Below are 14804 nucleotides of genomic sequence, written 5' to 3' on the forward strand. Positions count from 1 at the left end.
ATACCTGCTGATCCCGGCATAACGATTCCAAGGAGACTGAAGATGATCGGATTCAAACGACTCAACCGCATGCTCGCCGCCGGCGCCATGCTGTCATGCGCCGCGCTTGCCGGCGCCGCCGGAAAATACCCGGACAGGCCGGTGAAGCTGGTAGTGCCCTTTTCCGCGGGCGGGCAGTTCGACATTGCCGCCCGCATGCTGGCCCAGTTCGCATCGAAGGAACTCGGGCAGGCGGTCATCGTGGAGAACGTGCCCGGTGGCGGCGGCAACATCGGCGCCGCCAAGGTCGCGGCCGCGCCGGCCGATGGCTATTCCCTGCTGACGCTGGGCGGCAACCACACCATTGCCCAGGCGCTCTATGCCAAGCCGGGCTATCGCATCGAGACGGATTTCACGCCGATCTCGATGGTCACGGTCGCGCCGCATGTGGTGCTGGTCAACGCCACGCTGCCCGTCAACACCTTCCCGGAACTGGTCAGCCTCGCCAAGCGCAGCCCGGGCACGCTGAGCTACGGCAGCCCCGGCATCGGCACCTCCATGCACCTGACCTTCGAGATGATCAAGGCCAACTACGGGCTGGACATCCTGCATGTTCCCTACAAGGGTGGCGCCAACATGCTGGCCGACCTCGCCGCCGGCCAGATCAAGACCGGCATCGTCGCACTGGCGCCCGCAAAGGAATTCATCAGCACCGGCCGCATCCGGCCCCTCGCCGTAACCAGCAAGACCCGCTCGCCGGCATTGCCTGATGTGCCGTCGCTGTCGGAGCTGGGCTATCCTGCGCTGGATGCCGGCAGCTGGATGGGCCTGGCAGGGCCGAAGAGTTTGCCGCCAGAGATCGTGCAGCGCTGGAACGGCATCGTGCATGCCTTCCTGGCCGACCCGGCCAGCAGCCGCAAGCTGGAAGAGATGGCCTTCAGGCTCTGGCCTTCCACCCCGGACGAATTCGGCAAGCAGCTGCGCAGCGAGGTCGAGGCGTATGGCAAGGTCGTGAGGGAGAACAAGATCATGGCGCAGTAGCTGCGCCCCGGCCAGGAGGATGCGGCAATGCCCGGAAAGCTTTTGATTGCGGCAGGCATGCTTGCCACGGTTTCGCTGGCTGGCACGGCGCTGGGCAAGCGCCGCTGGAAAGAAGGCACGAGCATGCTGCGCGAGCGCATTGAAGCGGCACGCCTGCCTGTGGTGCCGGGCACCGTTGATCTCGACGCGCTCGATGCGCTGCCCGCGCTGGTACAGCGCTATTTCCGCGCAGTGCTGCAGCAGGGTATGCCCATGGTGGCCAGCGTGCGGATGCAGCATCGCGGCATGTTCAACATGGGCGGCCAGGCCGCCAGCTGGAAACCGTTCCGATCGGATCAGCTGGTCGTCACCCGTCGCCCGGGCTTTGACTGGGATGCACGGATCATGATGATGCCGGGGCTGCCTGTCCATGTTCACGATGCTTATGCTGCCGGCGAGGGCGTGCTGCATGCCGCCCTGCTCGGACTTGTTTCGCTGGCCGACATGCGCGGCGGCGCCGGCATCGCGCAGGGCGAACTGATGCGCTTCCTGGCCGAAGCCGCCTGGTATCCGACGGCGCTGCTTCCCGGCCAGGGCGTGCGCTGGGAAGCGGTCGATGCCAGCGAGGCGCGCGCAACGCTGACAGACGGCTCGGTCAGCGTGGCCCTGCAGTTCCGCTTCAATGCCGAAGGGCTGATCGACACCGTGCGAGCCGAAGCGCGCGGCCGCACGGTGGGCAAGCGCATCGTCCCGACGCCGTGGCAGGGACGGTTCTGGAACTACCAGAGGCGATCCGGCATGCTGGTGCCGCTGGAAGGCGAAGTGGCATGGTTGACGGCCGAGGGCGCGCTGCCTTACTGGCGCGGCAGCATCACGGACATCAAGTACCAGGCCGCCGGCTAGGACGCCGGCAGTTGGTCAGCGGCGCAATGCTGGCGCAGCAATTCGATGAAGCGCACCGTCAGCGGCGACAGGTAAGCGCCGCGGCGCGTGGTGATGCCCACCACGCGCGGCCAGCGCGCCTCGCTCAGCGACAGGCTCGCCAAGCCCTGGCCGAAGTGCTGCTTCAGGGTCGATTCCCCCGTCACGCTCAACAGGTCGGTTGCCCGAACCACGCTCATCAGCGAAGCGATCGATGAATTCGACTCGATCACCACGTTCGGCGGCGGCAGGCCGTGCTCGGCGAAGCGGGCTTCCACCGCGCGCCGCGCCATCACATTCGGGCCAGCCAGTATCCAGGACTGCCTGGCCAGGTCGTCGAAGCACAGATGCGGCGCCGAGAACACCGGATGGCCCTCGCGCCCCACCACCCGCAGGTCGTCGGTGAACAGCGGCTGCTGCTCGAAGTCGCTGTCCTCGACATGCATCAGCGCGCTGATGCAGAAATCCAGGTCCCCCAGGCGCAGCGCGCCGAACAGCTTGTCGTTCAGGCCGACCGTCACCTGCATGCGTGCCGCCGGCCGCTGCCGCAGCAGCGCCGCGCAGGCCCCGGCAAAGAAATGCTCGGCATAGTTGGGCGAGATACCGGCCCTGATCAGGCCCACCTTGCCCAGGTACAGGTCATTGGCTTCCTTGACGGCTTCATCCAGCCCCGAGCGGGCTGTCCTGACGCGCTCGTAGAAGGCCTGTCCGGCAACGGTCAATACCATGCCCTTGGCAGTGCGCTCGAACAGGGGGATCTGCAGTTCGCGTTCCAGCCGCTGGATGCCCTTGGTCAGGGCCGGCTGCGTGGCGCCCACCGCTTCCGAGGCGCGGCCCACATGGCCGGCGTGGGCAACAGCAAGAAAATAATCCAGGTCTTCCAGTCTCACTTCATTCCCGCCCGTTATCGACATGCCGCGGGCCATCATCACACGCTGCCTTTGGCAGTGTCAACATGGGACATCCCAACCATCATGCGAGCTTCGAATGAACGATACCGCCCAGCCCGACTTTGCCGCCCTGCGCCAGCGGCTCCACGCGTATCTGCAGGACGAACTGCTGCCGTTTGAACAGCGGCATGGCATCGGCTATGAAGACCGCCTGCCCAAAGACACCGTGCGCGCCCTGTGGCAGCGCTCGCGCGAACTCGGCCTGTATGGCCCGCAGTTGCCGCGGTCGCTCGGCGGGGCCGGCCTGTCGGTGTCGCAGCTATGCCTGCTCAAGGATGATGTCGCCGCTTCCGGCGCGGTGCTGTTTCCCCATGTGCTGGGCGACTGGGGCGGACCGGCCCGCATCGGCAACCTGGTCAAACATGCCACGCCTTATCAGGTGGAAAACTATATCCTCCCCTGCATACGCGGCGAAAAGGGCGCCTGCTTCGCCATGACCGAAGCAGGCTCGGGCTCGGATGCCGCCAGCATCCAGACCCGCGCGGTGCGCGACGGCGACGACTACGTGATCACCGGGCGCAAGCACTACATCACCGCGTCCGCCTTCGCCGACTTCGCCATCGTGATGTGCGTCACCGACCCGGACAAGGGCGCCGACGGCATCTCCGCCATCCTGGTGGACCTCGACCGGCCGGGCGTGACCCTGTCCTACGACTATCTGCCGATGACGGGCCAGCATGTGGATGCCGACATCGACATGCAGCAGGTCCGGGTGCCTGCGGCCAACCTGATCGGCGGCGAAGGCGCGGGCTTCAGGATCGCGATGGACCGCATCAGCGTCAACCGGCTGCTGCACTGCCCCACCATGACCGGGCTGGCGCGCCAAGCCTACCGGATGTCGGTCGAGTATGCGCAACACCGCCAGCAGTTCGGCGGCCCGATCAGCCGCTTTCAGGCGATCCAGCACATGCTGGCCGACATGGCTACTGCGCTGTTCGCCTGCGACAGCATGGTGATGGCGGCGGCCGCGCTGGCCGACCAGGGGCGGGACGTCCGCAAGGAAGCTTCGATGTGCAAGCTGTTCGTCTCGGAACGCTGCTTCGAGATCGCCGACCGGGCCATGCAGATCCACGGCAATGTGGGCGTGACCAAAAACCATCCGGTGGAATTCATCTTCCGCCGGCTGCGGCTGTACCGCATCGTCACCGGCACCAGCGAGATCCAGCGCAATACGATTGCGAAGGAAATCCTGCGGGCCTAGCTTCTTCCTTACCCGAAGCGCAAGGCGTGAGCGGGCAGGATTTCCGGTGCAGGCAAGCAGGCGCATCAGCGCCGCCTGCTTCTTTCCTCCCGTTCCGCCTCCACCAGTTCCCAGCCCAGCTGGCGGCGGATTTCCTGGCAACTCGGCGGTGGCTGATGCTGGGCCTGCCGGCGCGCCATGTACTCCCTGACCTGTTCCTTGCTCGGTTTTACGGTATTGACCATTTCACACCTCCATCGGTGCAGCACCATGCAAGCCGGACGGTCCGGTACTGCCATGAACGCCGGCTTGTCGTGGCACCTGACCATAAGATAGTGTCTGGCGGCTGCAAGGAAAGGCTTTTACTGTTTCAGTGTGTTACGGCGCAGGGAGCGCTCAGCTTTCTTCCACGCCTTCGCCGCAGCGCCCGGCCTGCGGATGCACCGATGGCAGCCATAATGTCCACAACATCAAGAGCGGCGCCTGCAGACAGGCCAGGCATGCCACGCAAATGGCCGCCACGGCGTGTCCGTGCATACCAGGCGTGACCTCATCGGTCGGGCTCGTATGCTTGTGGCGACCTTGCCTGAAGTCGATCGGTATCACGGTACCCATGGCGTTCTCCTGTATCGCCGCCTGTCCGGCTTGCAATCCTTCACGCAGGGAACATGCCAGGCCAGCCTGCTGGCATCAGATACCGCGCCGCCAGCACTGCAGGCAGGCAATGTCGCGTGGCATACGACACCAGGCGGCGGGGTGTCTGTCGCTGCCGTACAGCGCGAGGCGCCAAATACGCCTTATGGAGCGGATTCCTTTCCGGTTCATCAACGATATGGGGCTTTTTACCGCGTTTGAAGCCGCTGCGCGGGCTGGCACGGTCGATGCAATAGGGATGACGAGCCCGAACAAAAGCTCACCCAACCAACCCAACCGAATCAAGGAGCATCATCATGTTGATCATCAAAGACCTGGCCGTTTCCCAAACCCTGGATGCAAAGGCAATGTCCTGCATCTCCGGCGGCTTCAATGCCAACCTGTCCAGGATAGGCGAATTCAACCAGTCCGGCATTCTGGGCGGCAAGGGCAACCCCAACACCCAGGTCGGCGTATTTACCCCGGTGGTCACGCAGACCAACCTGGACATCAATGTGGACGCCAGCAGCCACGCGACCAGCTACGGCAAGATGATGCCCAAATGGTTCTGATGCAGTGATACCAGCCCGGCGCGGCGGCATCGCACAAAATTCCGCCGCCCGGCTTCCTGCTGTTGCAACGAATTCGAATCGAGGAGACCGACATGGCCACCATCACCATCCATGACCTTGCCACCCTTGCCGCGCTGGACAGCGCATCGATGCGCGCCGTGCGCGGCGGCGACGGCGCGCCATGGGTATTTTCCTTCCGGCCCTTCATCGAGTCGGTGGCCAGGGTGCCCGGCGCCATCGTCAATTTCTTCCAGACCAACAATATCTATACCGCCGAGCAGATGACGATACAGGCGCTCAACGTCGAAGTCGGGCCGTCGGCGCCGGGTTCCACGGTGAACGTGGTGCCGACCATGGTGGGCCTCACGCAGAAATGAATCCACCCGCTGGCACGCTGCGCCGAAACATTGACCCAGGTTGAAATCGCGCGCCAGCGCCGCGCTGGAAGCGGCATCGCGCCACCTTATACTGTGCTTCCGCACCGTTGCATGGCACGCCCGGCCTGGCCATGCCCGCCCCGGAGACCGCCATGGCGCAAGCATCCCTGTTTCGTTGGCAATCCGCTTCCCTATCCGACGTGGGCCGCGTACGCAGCGTCAACGAAGACGCCTGCCTGGAGCAGCCGGAACGCGGCCTGTGGGCCGTGGCCGACGGCATGGGCGGCCATACGCTGGGTGACGTCGCCAGCCGCATGGTGGTCGATGCGCTGGCGCGCGTGAGCGGCGACGGCGAGCTGGCTACGCGCGCCGCCGAGGTCCGTGCCTGCCTTGCCGACGTGAACCGGCGGCTGATGACAGAGGCGGCCATGCGCGAGGTGCAGACCATAGGCAGCACGGTGGCGGTGCTGCTGGCCGGCGATGCGCGCTGTATCTGCCTGTGGGCCGGCGACAGCCGCATCTATCTCCACCGCGACGGCGCCCTGCAGCAGCTCACCCGCGACCACAGCCATGTGGAAGAACTGGTGTCGCGCGGCCTGCTGTCGGCCGACGAGGCAAGGCGCCATCCGGCGCGCAATCTGATCACCCGCGCCGTCGGCGTGGCCGACCAGTTCGACATGGACCAGATCGAACTGCAGGTAATGCACGGCGACATCTTCCTGCTTTGCAGCGACGGCCTCAGCAATGAAGCCGGCGACGAGGAAATCGCGGCGCTGCTGACGGGCAATGACGTGAGCGCCGCCACGCAGCAACTGGTGCAGCGCGCCCTTGCCCACGGCGGCCGCGACAACATCTCGGTGGTCACCGTACGTGCCATATCGCCGGAGCACGATGACTCCACCGCGCTGAATCCGGCGCTGGCCTGACCAGTCATGGCTCCTGTACGGAGCCGTTGCCGCCATTGCGCGCAACGCGGAAGTCGCGCGAATGCAGGCCATGCTTCTTCAGCAGCATCTGCAGATAGGGCCGGTTGATGTCGCAGCGGCGCGCCAGTTCGGCGACCGTGCCGCCCACCTCGCGCAGCCCCTGTTCGAGGAACAGCCGTTCCGCCTGGTCGCTGGCGGCGCGCTTGACGTCGCCCAGCACGCCGGGCGCCATGCTGATGCGTGTTTCCTCGCGGACTTCCGGTACGCTCGCCAGGGCCGGCCGCAGGTCGTGCGGCAGATGGATCAGGTCGGCGGTGTCGCCCGCCAGGCAGGACAGGCGATAGACCAGATTGCGCAACTCGCGGATGTTGCCGGGGTAGCGGTAGGCATGCAGGAAGTCGCGCAGGCGCGGCGTCATCCGCAGCGGCTGCCGTTTCAGGTTCTCGGCCGCCTCGGCGCCGAAGTACGCCAGCAGCAGCGCAATCTCGTCCCTGCGCTCGCGCAGCGGCGGCAGGGTGACATGGATCACGCTGAGCCGGTAGAACAGGTCTTCGCGGAAGGTGCCCTGCTCGATCAGCTGCCGCAGGTTCTTGTTGGTGGCGGCGACGATGCGTGCATCCACCGAGATGGTTTCATCCGAGCCCACCCGTTGTATCTCGTGGGACTGCAGCACCCGCAGCAGCTTGACCTGGCCCGGCAGCGGCAGCTCGCCGATCTCGTCGAGGAAGATGGTGCCGTGGTGGGCGCTTTCGAACTTGCCCTTGCGGTCGCCGGCGGCGCCGGTGAAGGCGCCCTTCTTGTGGCCGAACAGCTCGGACTCGAGCAGGTTTTCCGGGATGGCGCCGCAGTTGACCGAGATATACGGCCGCTCCGAGCGTGCGCCATTGGCATGGATCACCTTGGCCATCAGCTCCTTGCCGGTGCCGCTTTCGCCGTCGATCAATACCGGCAAATCGGTCGGCGCCGCCTTTTCCGCCACCTCCAGCGCATCCAGCAGCTGCGGATTGTCGCCGAATGTGCCCTCGAACACGAAGCTGCGCTCCAGCAACGCGCGGCGGCGCTCGCCCGCGGCCTGCTTGCGCGGCGCGCTGCCGGCCGCAGCAGTCACGAAGCGCTCGGTGGTCGACAGCTGCATCACCTCGTCGCGCAGCGCGGTGACCTGGCGCAGCAGCTTCTCGATGTCGGCGCGCTCCAGCCGGCTGGCCCAGCGCAGCGCCGAGCGCAGGATCTCGATCTTTTCCATCACGCCCGCATGGGACAGCGCGGCGGCGCCGGGGAGGTCATCGTTGCGTAGGGTCATTGGCTTCCCAGTTGCTTTTGCACCAGCTGGTAATACATGCCACGCCGCTCCACCAGCTCCTCGTGCCTACCTTGCTCCACCACAGCGCCTTCGTACAGCACCAGGATCTTGTCGGCCCGCATGATGGTGCTGAGCCGGTGCGCGATGATGACGGCGGTGCGGCCCTTCAGTATCTCGTTCATGTTGCTCATGATGTTGCTCTCGGACTGGGTATCCAGCGCCGACGTCGCCTCGTCGAAGACCAGCAGGCGCGGGTCGTGGTACAGCGCGCGCGCGATGCACAGCCGCTGCACCTGCCCGCCCGACAGGCCCATGCCGCGCTCTCCCACCACCTGCTCATAGCCCAGCGGCAGCTTGGCGATGAAGGGATGGGCGTCGGCCATCTTCGCCACTTCCTCGATGCGCCTGCGGTCCGGGCTTTCCTCGCCGCTGGCGATGTTGGCGGCGATGGTGCCGGAAAACAGCAGGTTGCTCTGCATGACATAACCGACCTGGGCACGGTAGCTGTCCTTGTCGATCACGCTCATGTCGTAACCGTCCACCACCAGCTTGCCTTCGCTGGGCGGATAGAAGCCCACCAGCAGCTTGGCCAGCGTGGTCTTTCCCGAACCGCTGCGTCCGACCACGGCCACCAGCTCGCCGGGGTTGATGTCCAGGCTGATGTTTTCCAGCACATAGGCGGTCTCGTTGCCGCCATAGCGGAAGTACAGGTTTTCCAGGCGTATCTGGCCTTTCAGGTCCGGCAGCACGACGCGTGAGGCGACGTCGCCGGGTTTCTGTTCAGGCTCCATGTCCAGCACGTCGCCCAGCCGCTCCATCGCCACGCCGGCATCGTTGAGCAGGTTCCACAATCCCACCAGGCCCATCAGCGGCGCCAGCACGCTGCCCATCAGCGCATTGAACGCAATCAGCTGCCCTATCGTCAACTCACGCGCCAGCACCAGGTTGGCGCCGACCCAGAGGATGGAAATGGTGACCGCCGCATTGAGCAGCTGGCTGGCAAGCCCCACCCAGATATGGAAGGCCTGCGCGCGGTACTGGGTTTCCAGCGCCTTCACGTATTTCTTTTCCCATTTCAGCCGCACCGGCCGTTCCATGCCCATGCCCTTGATGGTTTCCACGCCGCCCAGCGCTTCCATCAGGAATGCCTGGGCGTCTGTCGACGCGGTGAACACTTCGCGCGCATAGGCCTTGATGCGCGGCGTGGCGATCACGGTCAAAGCAATGATCGGAATGACGAAGCCGATCAGCAGCAGCGTGAGCTTGACGTTGTAGACGAACATGATGCTGAAGTAGATGAACACCATCAGCAGGTTCAGCAGCGTGGTGACGGTGGACTCGGTCAGGAAGGACCGTATCGTATGGTTCTCCTGGAAGCGCGCCAGGATGTCGCCGGTCTTGCGCTTGGCGAAGAAGGAAAAGGGCAGCGACATCGTGTGCTTGAAGAACTGCGACATCATCGCAAAGTCCATGTTGCGAACCATGAAGTTGGCGAGGTAGGCGCGGATCGTCGCCATGATCTGGGTAAATACATTGGAAATGATGAGGCCCACGATCAAGAGGTGCAGCAGGCTCAGGTTCTGATGCACGATCACGCCATCGAGTATGTTCTGGATGATCAGCGGCGGCACGATGCCCAGCATCTGGATCACGAAGGTGGCGATGAACACCTGCAGCAGGATTTTCTTGTACGGCTTCAGGTAGCCGACGAAGCGTATCCAAGGGGAGCGGGTGGCGGCCAGTTGCGCCTGGTCCTGTCCCGGCGTGAAGACCAGGCAGGTGCCGCTCCAGCCACGCTCGAATTCCCTGACGCTCATCTTGCGAAAGCCCAGCGCCGGGTCGGCCACCCAGACCCGCTCGCGGGATATGCCGTACACCACCACGTAGTGATATCCCTCCCAGTGCACGATGAAAGGCAGCTCGAAGCCGAGCAGCGAATCGTAGGTGCACTGCATGCCCCGGCTAGTGAAGCCCAGGGTTTCGCCGACCCGCGCCAGGCTGTCCAGCGTGGCGCCCTCGGTGGTGACGTTGGCCAGCTCGCGCAGCTTGCCGAGCGTAATCGGAATGCCGTAATGGCGGCACAGCATGGCCAGGCAGGCGGCGCCGCAATCCATCTCCTCGGCCTGTTCCACCAGCGCGAAACGCCGGATCAGCCGCTCGTTCAGGCCGGCCCGCGACTGCAAATCCAGCACCACCGGCCGCTTGCGGCGCTCGGCCAGGCGCTTCTGCCGTTCCAGTTCGCGCTCCATGTGGTGCATGCGCTCTTCCAGCACCTCGCGCAGCCGCGGGTTGCGTTCCAGCACCTGGTGGATGGTCTTTTCCGGGATGACCAGCAGCGTCGCATCCGTCACCGCGATGGCGGAGGCCATCTGTTCCTGGCGCATCAGGCAGGCCTTCTCGCCAAACAGCTCGCCCTGTCCCAGCACCGCCAGCGGATACTCGCTGCCGCCATCGCTGCGCACCAGCCGCACCTCGCCGCTGCGGATCACGTACAGCCGGCGGTCCTCGCGACTGTCCTGCTTCAGGATCTCGCGGCCGGCCGCAATGCGCTTGACGCCGACGCTGCGCACCAGCTCTTCCAGTTCCTCCTTGCCGACCTTGCCGCGCAGGTCGAACAGCCGGGTGACAAAGCCGCCGGCGGAGCTGATGGCGACGTAGCTGGTGATGAAGTCGCGCGCAGGCAGGTTGCCGGCGATCACGGGCGCGATGGCCTCGCGCGGTATCACCAGCAGTTCGGTCTTGCCCGAAGCGCGCACCGACGACTCATGCCGGTATTCCCGCAGCATGGCAAGCTCGGCGAAGAAGTCGCCCTGCTTCTTCACCCCCATGCTGATTTCCTTGCCGGCTTCCACGGTGAACACACGCACCGAGCCGGATTTCACCAGCATCAGCCCCGGCGCGGGATCGCCGGCGCTGCAGACCGTGTCGCCGAAACCGTAGGTCCGTATTTCCGCCTGCGCAGCCAGCGCTTCCAGTTCGGCAGGCGCAAGCGGCGTCAGTATCTCGGCTGACGCCAGAACGCCTGCAAGGGACTGCTGGACGGAAGGGGTATTCAATACGCGCCTGCCTTTCCGAAACTCTCCGGCCGAACTTTCCCGGCGTGTCGCCGCCCGGGTTACTGCACTTCGATCACATGCTCCTGCGCCCTTGCCAGCAGCCACTGCTCGCGCAGCAGCCGCCTGATCTCGGTGGCGGTGTCCTCGTCCAGCCGTGCCGGATGGCGCGCGCATACCTTGAAGATTTCATGGCTGCCCCGATCGGCCGAAGGAAACGGCCCCAGCAGGTCGCCCGGCGCGGCATTGAATACCTTGGCCTCGATGTCGCCGCGCAGCGAGCCGCGCAGCACGCGGCCGATGATGCCGCCGCGCTCCCGGCTGTCGGCCATCGAGTGCTCGGCAGCCATCTCGGCAAAGCTGTCCGGATCGTCCGCCAGGTAGGCCATCAGCTCGCGCGCCTTGCCTTCGCCGTCGACCACGATATGACCGACCTCCATCGCATCGAAGCGTGGCGAATTGAGCTTGAAATAGTCTTCCACCGCGCGTTCGCTGCACACCCTGGCCAGCGCCTTGTCCTGGTACAGGCTGTCGGTAATGAATTTCTCGAATTCATCGAGACTGACATTAATCGCATCCAGATAGCGGTTCATGTCGGCGGCACGGTGCAGGCCGCGCACGCGCCGGTACTGGTCGGCGCGTTCCTGGATTTCTTCCTGGGTAACCGTAACCTCATGCTGCCTGGCCGACAGCGCGGCCACCTTGTCGCGGACCAGTTGGTCCAGCAGGCCTTCGAACTGGCCGGTGAGCTTCAAGGTACGGATGAATTCTTCGGTGCTGATCACTTCGTCGTCGATACGCACGATCGTCGCCATGGCATCCTCTCCTGAGGGCGAAATGCGGGTTGGCGCCGGCATCGGGACAGACATCGCAAGCCGGTTCCCGCAAGTCTATGACTTGCGCATGCGGCTCGCGTGATATCGCTCAATACCGGCGCGACATGGTGCTTGAGTGTTGCTCCGGGCGCAGGGCGTCCTACCCGTAGGGCATGACGCGATCTCCGCCCGGCGGCGATCTGTCTTGCTGCCGCGGCATTGCCGCGCTTCACAGCATCGGAATGGACATGGTGGTGCCGTTGGCCCAGGTGCCGATGATGTCGCCGTTCACATAGGTCAGCTTGATGGGCTTTTCCTTGGGCAGCGTGGCCTGGGTCTTTTCTCCGCCGACCACGCGCGCCATGGCGCTGGCATCGAGTTCGTCGGCATGCTGCAGGTCCTTGATGGTCAGGGTGTTCATGATGTCTCCTTGTCGGTCATTACGTCGGCTTGGTTGCTGCGCCGGGCGCCGCAGCGCCCGGCATGGCGCTGCTTACATCCACTTCGGATAGTGCTTGCCGTAGCTGGTGGAATGGCTGCTGGCGTCCACGGCCACGTCCAGGTTCGACTGCGTCACGACCGGTGAGAACACGCCCACCTGGGTGTTGGCGCCGCCCTTGCCGCCGAGGACGCCGGCCTGGTTGAAGTCGCCGATCTGGGACAGGTTGGCATTGAAGCCGCCGCTGATGGCAGCCATTTGTTGTGCGTCGAGGGAAGTGGCGACAGCCAGGTCTTTGATGGTCAGCATGATGAAACTCCTTGAAGGTGGTTGGTTGGGTTGGTGAGCTTTTGTCTGGGCTCGCATTCCCTATTGCATAGGCCGTGCCAGGCCGCGAAATCGCGGGAAAAGCCCTGCTGGCGCGGCAAAACCTTGATGGGCTGACATCAAAAGCGGGGTAAACCCGGCATGAATGCGCCATGTCGGCCATCGCCCGGTATGGCATGGACAGACACTTTCACGGGCGCTGTTGTGTAAAGACATACAGGACGACCGGCTTATGGCCGCTATGGCAACGCTGTTTCGGCTTTTATTGAAAGCCTGAAAACGCACCGGCAAGGCAATGTCGGTTTTTTGCAGACAGTGCACCCGGAGCCGGCGATTGCCTTGCCTTGGAAGTCGATTCGTTAGTCCAACAGCCACTACCACCGCAGCCTGCAGGACCGTTGCGTTTGCCAGACAACGCGGTGTCCGCCGTCAGCGGGACTGATCTTGCGCAAACGGTTCACCATTTCCCAAGCTGATATTGAACGCACTGCAACGCAGGTTCAGCATCGGCAAGGAGTTCGCCATGTACCAGTCAGGCAAGCCAGACAGGGAACAGGTCCGCCAGTGGCTCAGGCATGAAATCGCTTTGCATCGGCCACCGCCGGATCCATATGAAATCCGCAGGCAGCTAGGCTGGCAACAGGCCGGCCGGGAGGAGGAGAACGGCAAGCATGGCAGGAGCTGAAGGCGAGAAGCTTTCGGAGGATTGCGGCCGCGGGGTATCGCGGCAGCGCTTCATCCAAATGGGTTTCCGGCTTATGGCGTGATCGGTTTCCCGACGCTTGGCCAGGTGTCGGCGCTTGCTCAGGGTGGATCGGATGGAAGGATGGGCCGGCTGCAGGCGGTCGAAGCTGCCTTGCCGGATACGACGACATCGACGCCCGTTTTTCAGGCGCACTTGCAAAAAGCTAGCGGCAAACAAAACGGCCCGACACAGTCGGGCCGTATTTCGCTCCAGCCGACGTAGTCAGCCGAAGTAGATATCCTTCACGTCGCCTGCATGGCGTTGCCGCGCCGCTTCCCTGGCTTCCATGCGGACTTCCTGCCGGGTGCGCTCGCCCCTTGCGTAGACAGGGTCCTGGCCGGTGTGCTGCTGCATCACCATCTGGTGCCTGGCGTAGGCCTGCGCCATCTGCTGGCGCACCTCGGCCCGGGTCAACGCCGGCGTGAAGCCAGCGTCCGGCGCGACAAACTCGGACTGGCCGGCGTAAGAGGAAGCAGCAGCGGCCAGCAGGGCGGCGGCAGCGATCAGGTGTTTGACATTCATCATCGTCTCCTAAGGTAAGGAACAAGGCTTGTTAACCGGCTTAATGTCCGTGCTCGCAACGGCTGCGGCGCGCTTGACGCCTGCACAGGCATGGATGCCGGGGTTTCGAGCCACGCTGTTCCAGCCGGGCTCATGCCAGTCATTGCATACCGCGTGCCAGCGCCGCCTGGCTGGGAAAACGCAGCAAAAATCCCTCGGTTCCGACGGTTTTACAATCCGCGCCGGCGCTGTCTTGCAATCTTGTCAAAGACCAGGCAGCCCGGCTGTATGTCCGGGCCATACAAGCCGGTCACGTCTGTTTGCAGGGAACGTACTACTGCCCGCAACGGGTAGAAATAACTGCCTGGTCGATAGCGCAATTGCGCGCCTGATTGCCCTTTCCATTTCATCATTTCCGAAATGGCATTAACAACGACCGCATCATATTCATTGTGATGATAATGGGTAACACAAACCGGAATTGGAAAGCGGCGGCGTGAACACTTATATTGGAACCATCGAAACAAATCACAAAGTCGAGGCAGAAAATGACCAGTTCCATGATGACCTATTCCGGCGCCGCCATTCCTTCCTTTTTCGCCAAAGAAGGCGCTTCCCGTCCTGCCCTGTCGCTGCGTGACTGGCTGGGAATTGCAGCAGGCGCACTGGCGATGGCTTCCTCCGTGCCATCCACTGGCCGCATCAGCAGCAAGCAGGTCGACCAGCTCCGCAAGGTCGCTGCAAGCATCTGATTGAATGCCGGTTAATCCGCGGCAGCGGATTAAAAGCTGAATTGAAAATGCCAGCCGGGTCGCTGGCATTTTGTTTTTTCCAGCGCCGGATTGGTAATTCAATTGCAGGGCAATACATCAATAAGGCAAATGGCAAACCGGAATGGAAATGACCGGTGCTTATCCGGCAAGGCAATTTCCAAATGCATTTCTCCAACCCTATCGCGCTGCCGCTTTGGCTTTCAGGCTGGCGCCGACGATGTCCGGTTTTCGATGACTGCCGTCCGGCGCGCACCCGTCATGCCACGCAAATGCAAGGATTGCATGGTCCGGGT

The 14804-nt window shown here is 63.8% G+C and carries 16 protein-coding genes; 6 read left to right on the plus strand and 10 right to left on the minus strand.

Annotated features, from left to right (window positions below; all coding sequences use genetic code 11):
* Positions 1-42: 42 nt before the first annotated feature.
* Both ABC383_RS27090 and ABC383_RS27095 read left to right on the plus strand, forming a co-directional pair.
* Positions 43-1020, plus strand: a complete 978-nt coding sequence (locus ABC383_RS27090) for a Bug family tripartite tricarboxylate transporter substrate binding protein (RefSeq protein ID WP_413018980.1) — start codon at positions 43-45, stop codon at positions 1018-1020.
* Between the two features lie 27 nt (positions 1021-1047).
* Complete coding sequence (locus tag ABC383_RS27095) at positions 1048-1902, plus strand: DUF6920 family protein (RefSeq protein ID WP_413018982.1); 855 nt, start codon at positions 1048-1050, stop codon at positions 1900-1902.
* Here ABC383_RS27095 and ABC383_RS27100 read toward each other — a convergent pair.
* Positions 1899-2810: a LysR family transcriptional regulator gene (locus tag ABC383_RS27100; RefSeq protein WP_413018983.1), complete on the minus strand. Its 912-nt coding sequence runs from the start codon at positions 2808-2810 to the stop codon at positions 1899-1901. The two genes, ABC383_RS27095 and ABC383_RS27100, sit on opposite strands and share 4 nt — an antisense overlap.
* A gap of 97 nt (positions 2811-2907) precedes the next feature.
* Between ABC383_RS27100 and ABC383_RS27105 the strand changes: the two genes are divergently transcribed.
* Positions 2908-4071 (plus strand): acyl-CoA dehydrogenase family protein, encoded by a 1164-nt coding sequence (locus tag ABC383_RS27105; RefSeq protein ID WP_413018985.1) that lies wholly within the window; start codon positions 2908-2910, stop codon positions 4069-4071.
* 65 nt (positions 4072-4136) lie between these two features.
* On the opposite strand, the gene ABC383_RS27110 is transcribed toward ABC383_RS27105, so the two are convergent.
* A complete protein-coding gene (locus ABC383_RS27110; RefSeq protein WP_413018986.1) occupies positions 4137-4295 on the minus strand; it encodes a hypothetical protein in 159 nt (52 codons plus the stop codon).
* Positions 4296-4446: 151 nt separating this feature from the next.
* Positions 4447-4665, minus strand: coding sequence for a hypothetical protein (locus ABC383_RS27115; protein ID WP_413018988.1), 219 nt, complete (start codon positions 4663-4665; stop codon positions 4447-4449).
* A gap of 335 nt (positions 4666-5000) precedes the next feature.
* On the opposite strand from ABC383_RS27115, the gene ABC383_RS27120 reads away from it, so the two are divergent.
* The 3 genes from ABC383_RS27120 (at position 5001) to ABC383_RS27130 (ending at position 6558) form a co-directional block, all read left to right on the plus strand.
* On the plus strand, positions 5001-5255 hold the full coding sequence (locus tag ABC383_RS27120; RefSeq protein ID WP_413018990.1) for a hypothetical protein: 255 nt from the start codon (positions 5001-5003) through the stop codon (positions 5253-5255).
* Between the two features lie 92 nt (positions 5256-5347).
* The gene (locus ABC383_RS27125; protein ID WP_413018991.1) at positions 5348-5632 is read left to right on the plus strand and encodes a hypothetical protein; all 285 of its coding nucleotides are present in this window, start codon (positions 5348-5350) and stop codon (positions 5630-5632) included.
* A gap of 152 nt (positions 5633-5784) precedes the next feature.
* Positions 5785-6558, plus strand: a complete 774-nt coding sequence (locus ABC383_RS27130) for a PP2C family protein-serine/threonine phosphatase (RefSeq protein ID WP_413018992.1) — start codon at positions 5785-5787, stop codon at positions 6556-6558.
* Positions 6559-6562: 4 nt separating this feature from the next.
* Here ABC383_RS27130 and ABC383_RS27135 read toward each other — a convergent pair whose 3' ends face one another.
* The 7 genes from ABC383_RS27135 to ABC383_RS27165 all read right to left on the minus strand — a co-directional run bounded on the left by ABC383_RS27135 (position 6563) and on the right by ABC383_RS27165 (position 14592).
* Positions 6563-7858, minus strand: a complete 1296-nt coding sequence (locus tag ABC383_RS27135; protein ID WP_413018993.1) for a sigma-54 interaction domain-containing protein — start codon at positions 7856-7858, stop codon at positions 6563-6565.
* Positions 7855-10914: an ABC transporter transmembrane domain-containing protein gene (locus ABC383_RS27140; protein ID WP_413018994.1), complete on the minus strand. Its 3060-nt coding sequence runs from the start codon at positions 10912-10914 to the stop codon at positions 7855-7857. The genes ABC383_RS27135 and ABC383_RS27140 overlap by 4 nt, the downstream gene beginning before the upstream one ends.
* Before the next feature lie 59 nt (positions 10915-10973).
* Positions 10974-11726 (minus strand): peptidylprolyl isomerase, encoded by a 753-nt coding sequence (locus ABC383_RS27145; RefSeq protein WP_413018996.1) that lies wholly within the window; start codon positions 11724-11726, stop codon positions 10974-10976.
* A gap of 229 nt (positions 11727-11955) precedes the next feature.
* A complete protein-coding gene (locus ABC383_RS27150) occupies positions 11956-12147 on the minus strand; it encodes a hypothetical protein (protein WP_413018907.1) in 192 nt (63 codons plus the stop codon).
* A gap of 72 nt (positions 12148-12219) precedes the next feature.
* Positions 12220-12474, minus strand: a complete 255-nt coding sequence (locus ABC383_RS27155) for a hypothetical protein (RefSeq protein ID WP_413018905.1) — start codon at positions 12472-12474, stop codon at positions 12220-12222.
* Positions 12475-13459: 985 nt separating this feature from the next.
* Complete coding sequence (locus tag ABC383_RS27160) at positions 13460-13759, minus strand: hypothetical protein (RefSeq protein WP_413018997.1); 300 nt, start codon at positions 13757-13759, stop codon at positions 13460-13462.
* Between the two features lie 209 nt (positions 13760-13968).
* Positions 13969-14592 carry a hypothetical protein gene (locus tag ABC383_RS27165; RefSeq protein ID WP_413018999.1) on the minus strand — a complete coding sequence of 208 codons (624 nt, stop codon included), beginning with the start codon at positions 14590-14592 and terminating at the stop codon, positions 13969-13971.
* Between the last annotated feature and the right edge of the window lie 212 nt (positions 14593-14804).

Source organism: Noviherbaspirillum phoenicis (assembly GCF_047237965.1).
Taxonomy (GTDB): Bacteria; Pseudomonadota; Gammaproteobacteria; order Burkholderiales; family Burkholderiaceae_D; genus Noviherbaspirillum_A.

Bases quoted from the DNA above. Each gene is read 5' to 3' on its own strand.
- ABC383_RS27090 (WP_413018980.1), top strand. From the start codon at position 43: ATGATCGGATTCAAACGACTCAACCGCATGCTCGCCGCCGGCGCCATG.
- ABC383_RS27095 (WP_413018982.1), top strand. From the start codon at position 1,048: ATGCCCGGAAAGCTTTTGATTGCGGCAGGCATGCTTGCCACGGTTTCG.
- ABC383_RS27105 (WP_413018985.1), top strand. From the start codon at position 2,908: ATGAACGATACCGCCCAGCCCGACTTTGCCGCCCTGCGCCAGCGGCTC.
- ABC383_RS27110 (WP_413018986.1), bottom strand. From the start codon at position 4,295: ATGGTCAATACCGTAAAACCGAGCAAGGAACAGGTCAGGGAGTACATG.
- ABC383_RS27115 (WP_413018988.1), bottom strand. From the start codon at position 4,665: ATGGGTACCGTGATACCGATCGACTTCAGGCAAGGTCGCCACAAGCAT.
- ABC383_RS27120 (WP_413018990.1), top strand. From the start codon at position 5,001: ATGTTGATCATCAAAGACCTGGCCGTTTCCCAAACCCTGGATGCAAAG.
- ABC383_RS27125 (WP_413018991.1), top strand. From the start codon at position 5,348: ATGGCCACCATCACCATCCATGACCTTGCCACCCTTGCCGCGCTGGAC.
- ABC383_RS27130 (WP_413018992.1), top strand. From the start codon at position 5,785: ATGGCGCAAGCATCCCTGTTTCGTTGGCAATCCGCTTCCCTATCCGAC.
- ABC383_RS27135 (WP_413018993.1), bottom strand. From the start codon at position 7,858: ATGACCCTACGCAACGATGACCTCCCCGGCGCCGCCGCGCTGTCCCAT.
- ABC383_RS27145 (WP_413018996.1), bottom strand. From the start codon at position 11,726: ATGGCGACGATCGTGCGTATCGACGACGAAGTGATCAGCACCGAAGAA.
- ABC383_RS27150 (WP_413018907.1), bottom strand. From the start codon at position 12,147: ATGAACACCCTGACCATCAAGGACCTGCAGCATGCCGACGAACTCGAT.
- ABC383_RS27155 (WP_413018905.1), bottom strand. From the start codon at position 12,474: ATGCTGACCATCAAAGACCTGGCTGTCGCCACTTCCCTCGACGCACAA.
- ABC383_RS27160 (WP_413018997.1), bottom strand. From the start codon at position 13,759: ATGAATGTCAAACACCTGATCGCTGCCGCCGCCCTGCTGGCCGCTGCT.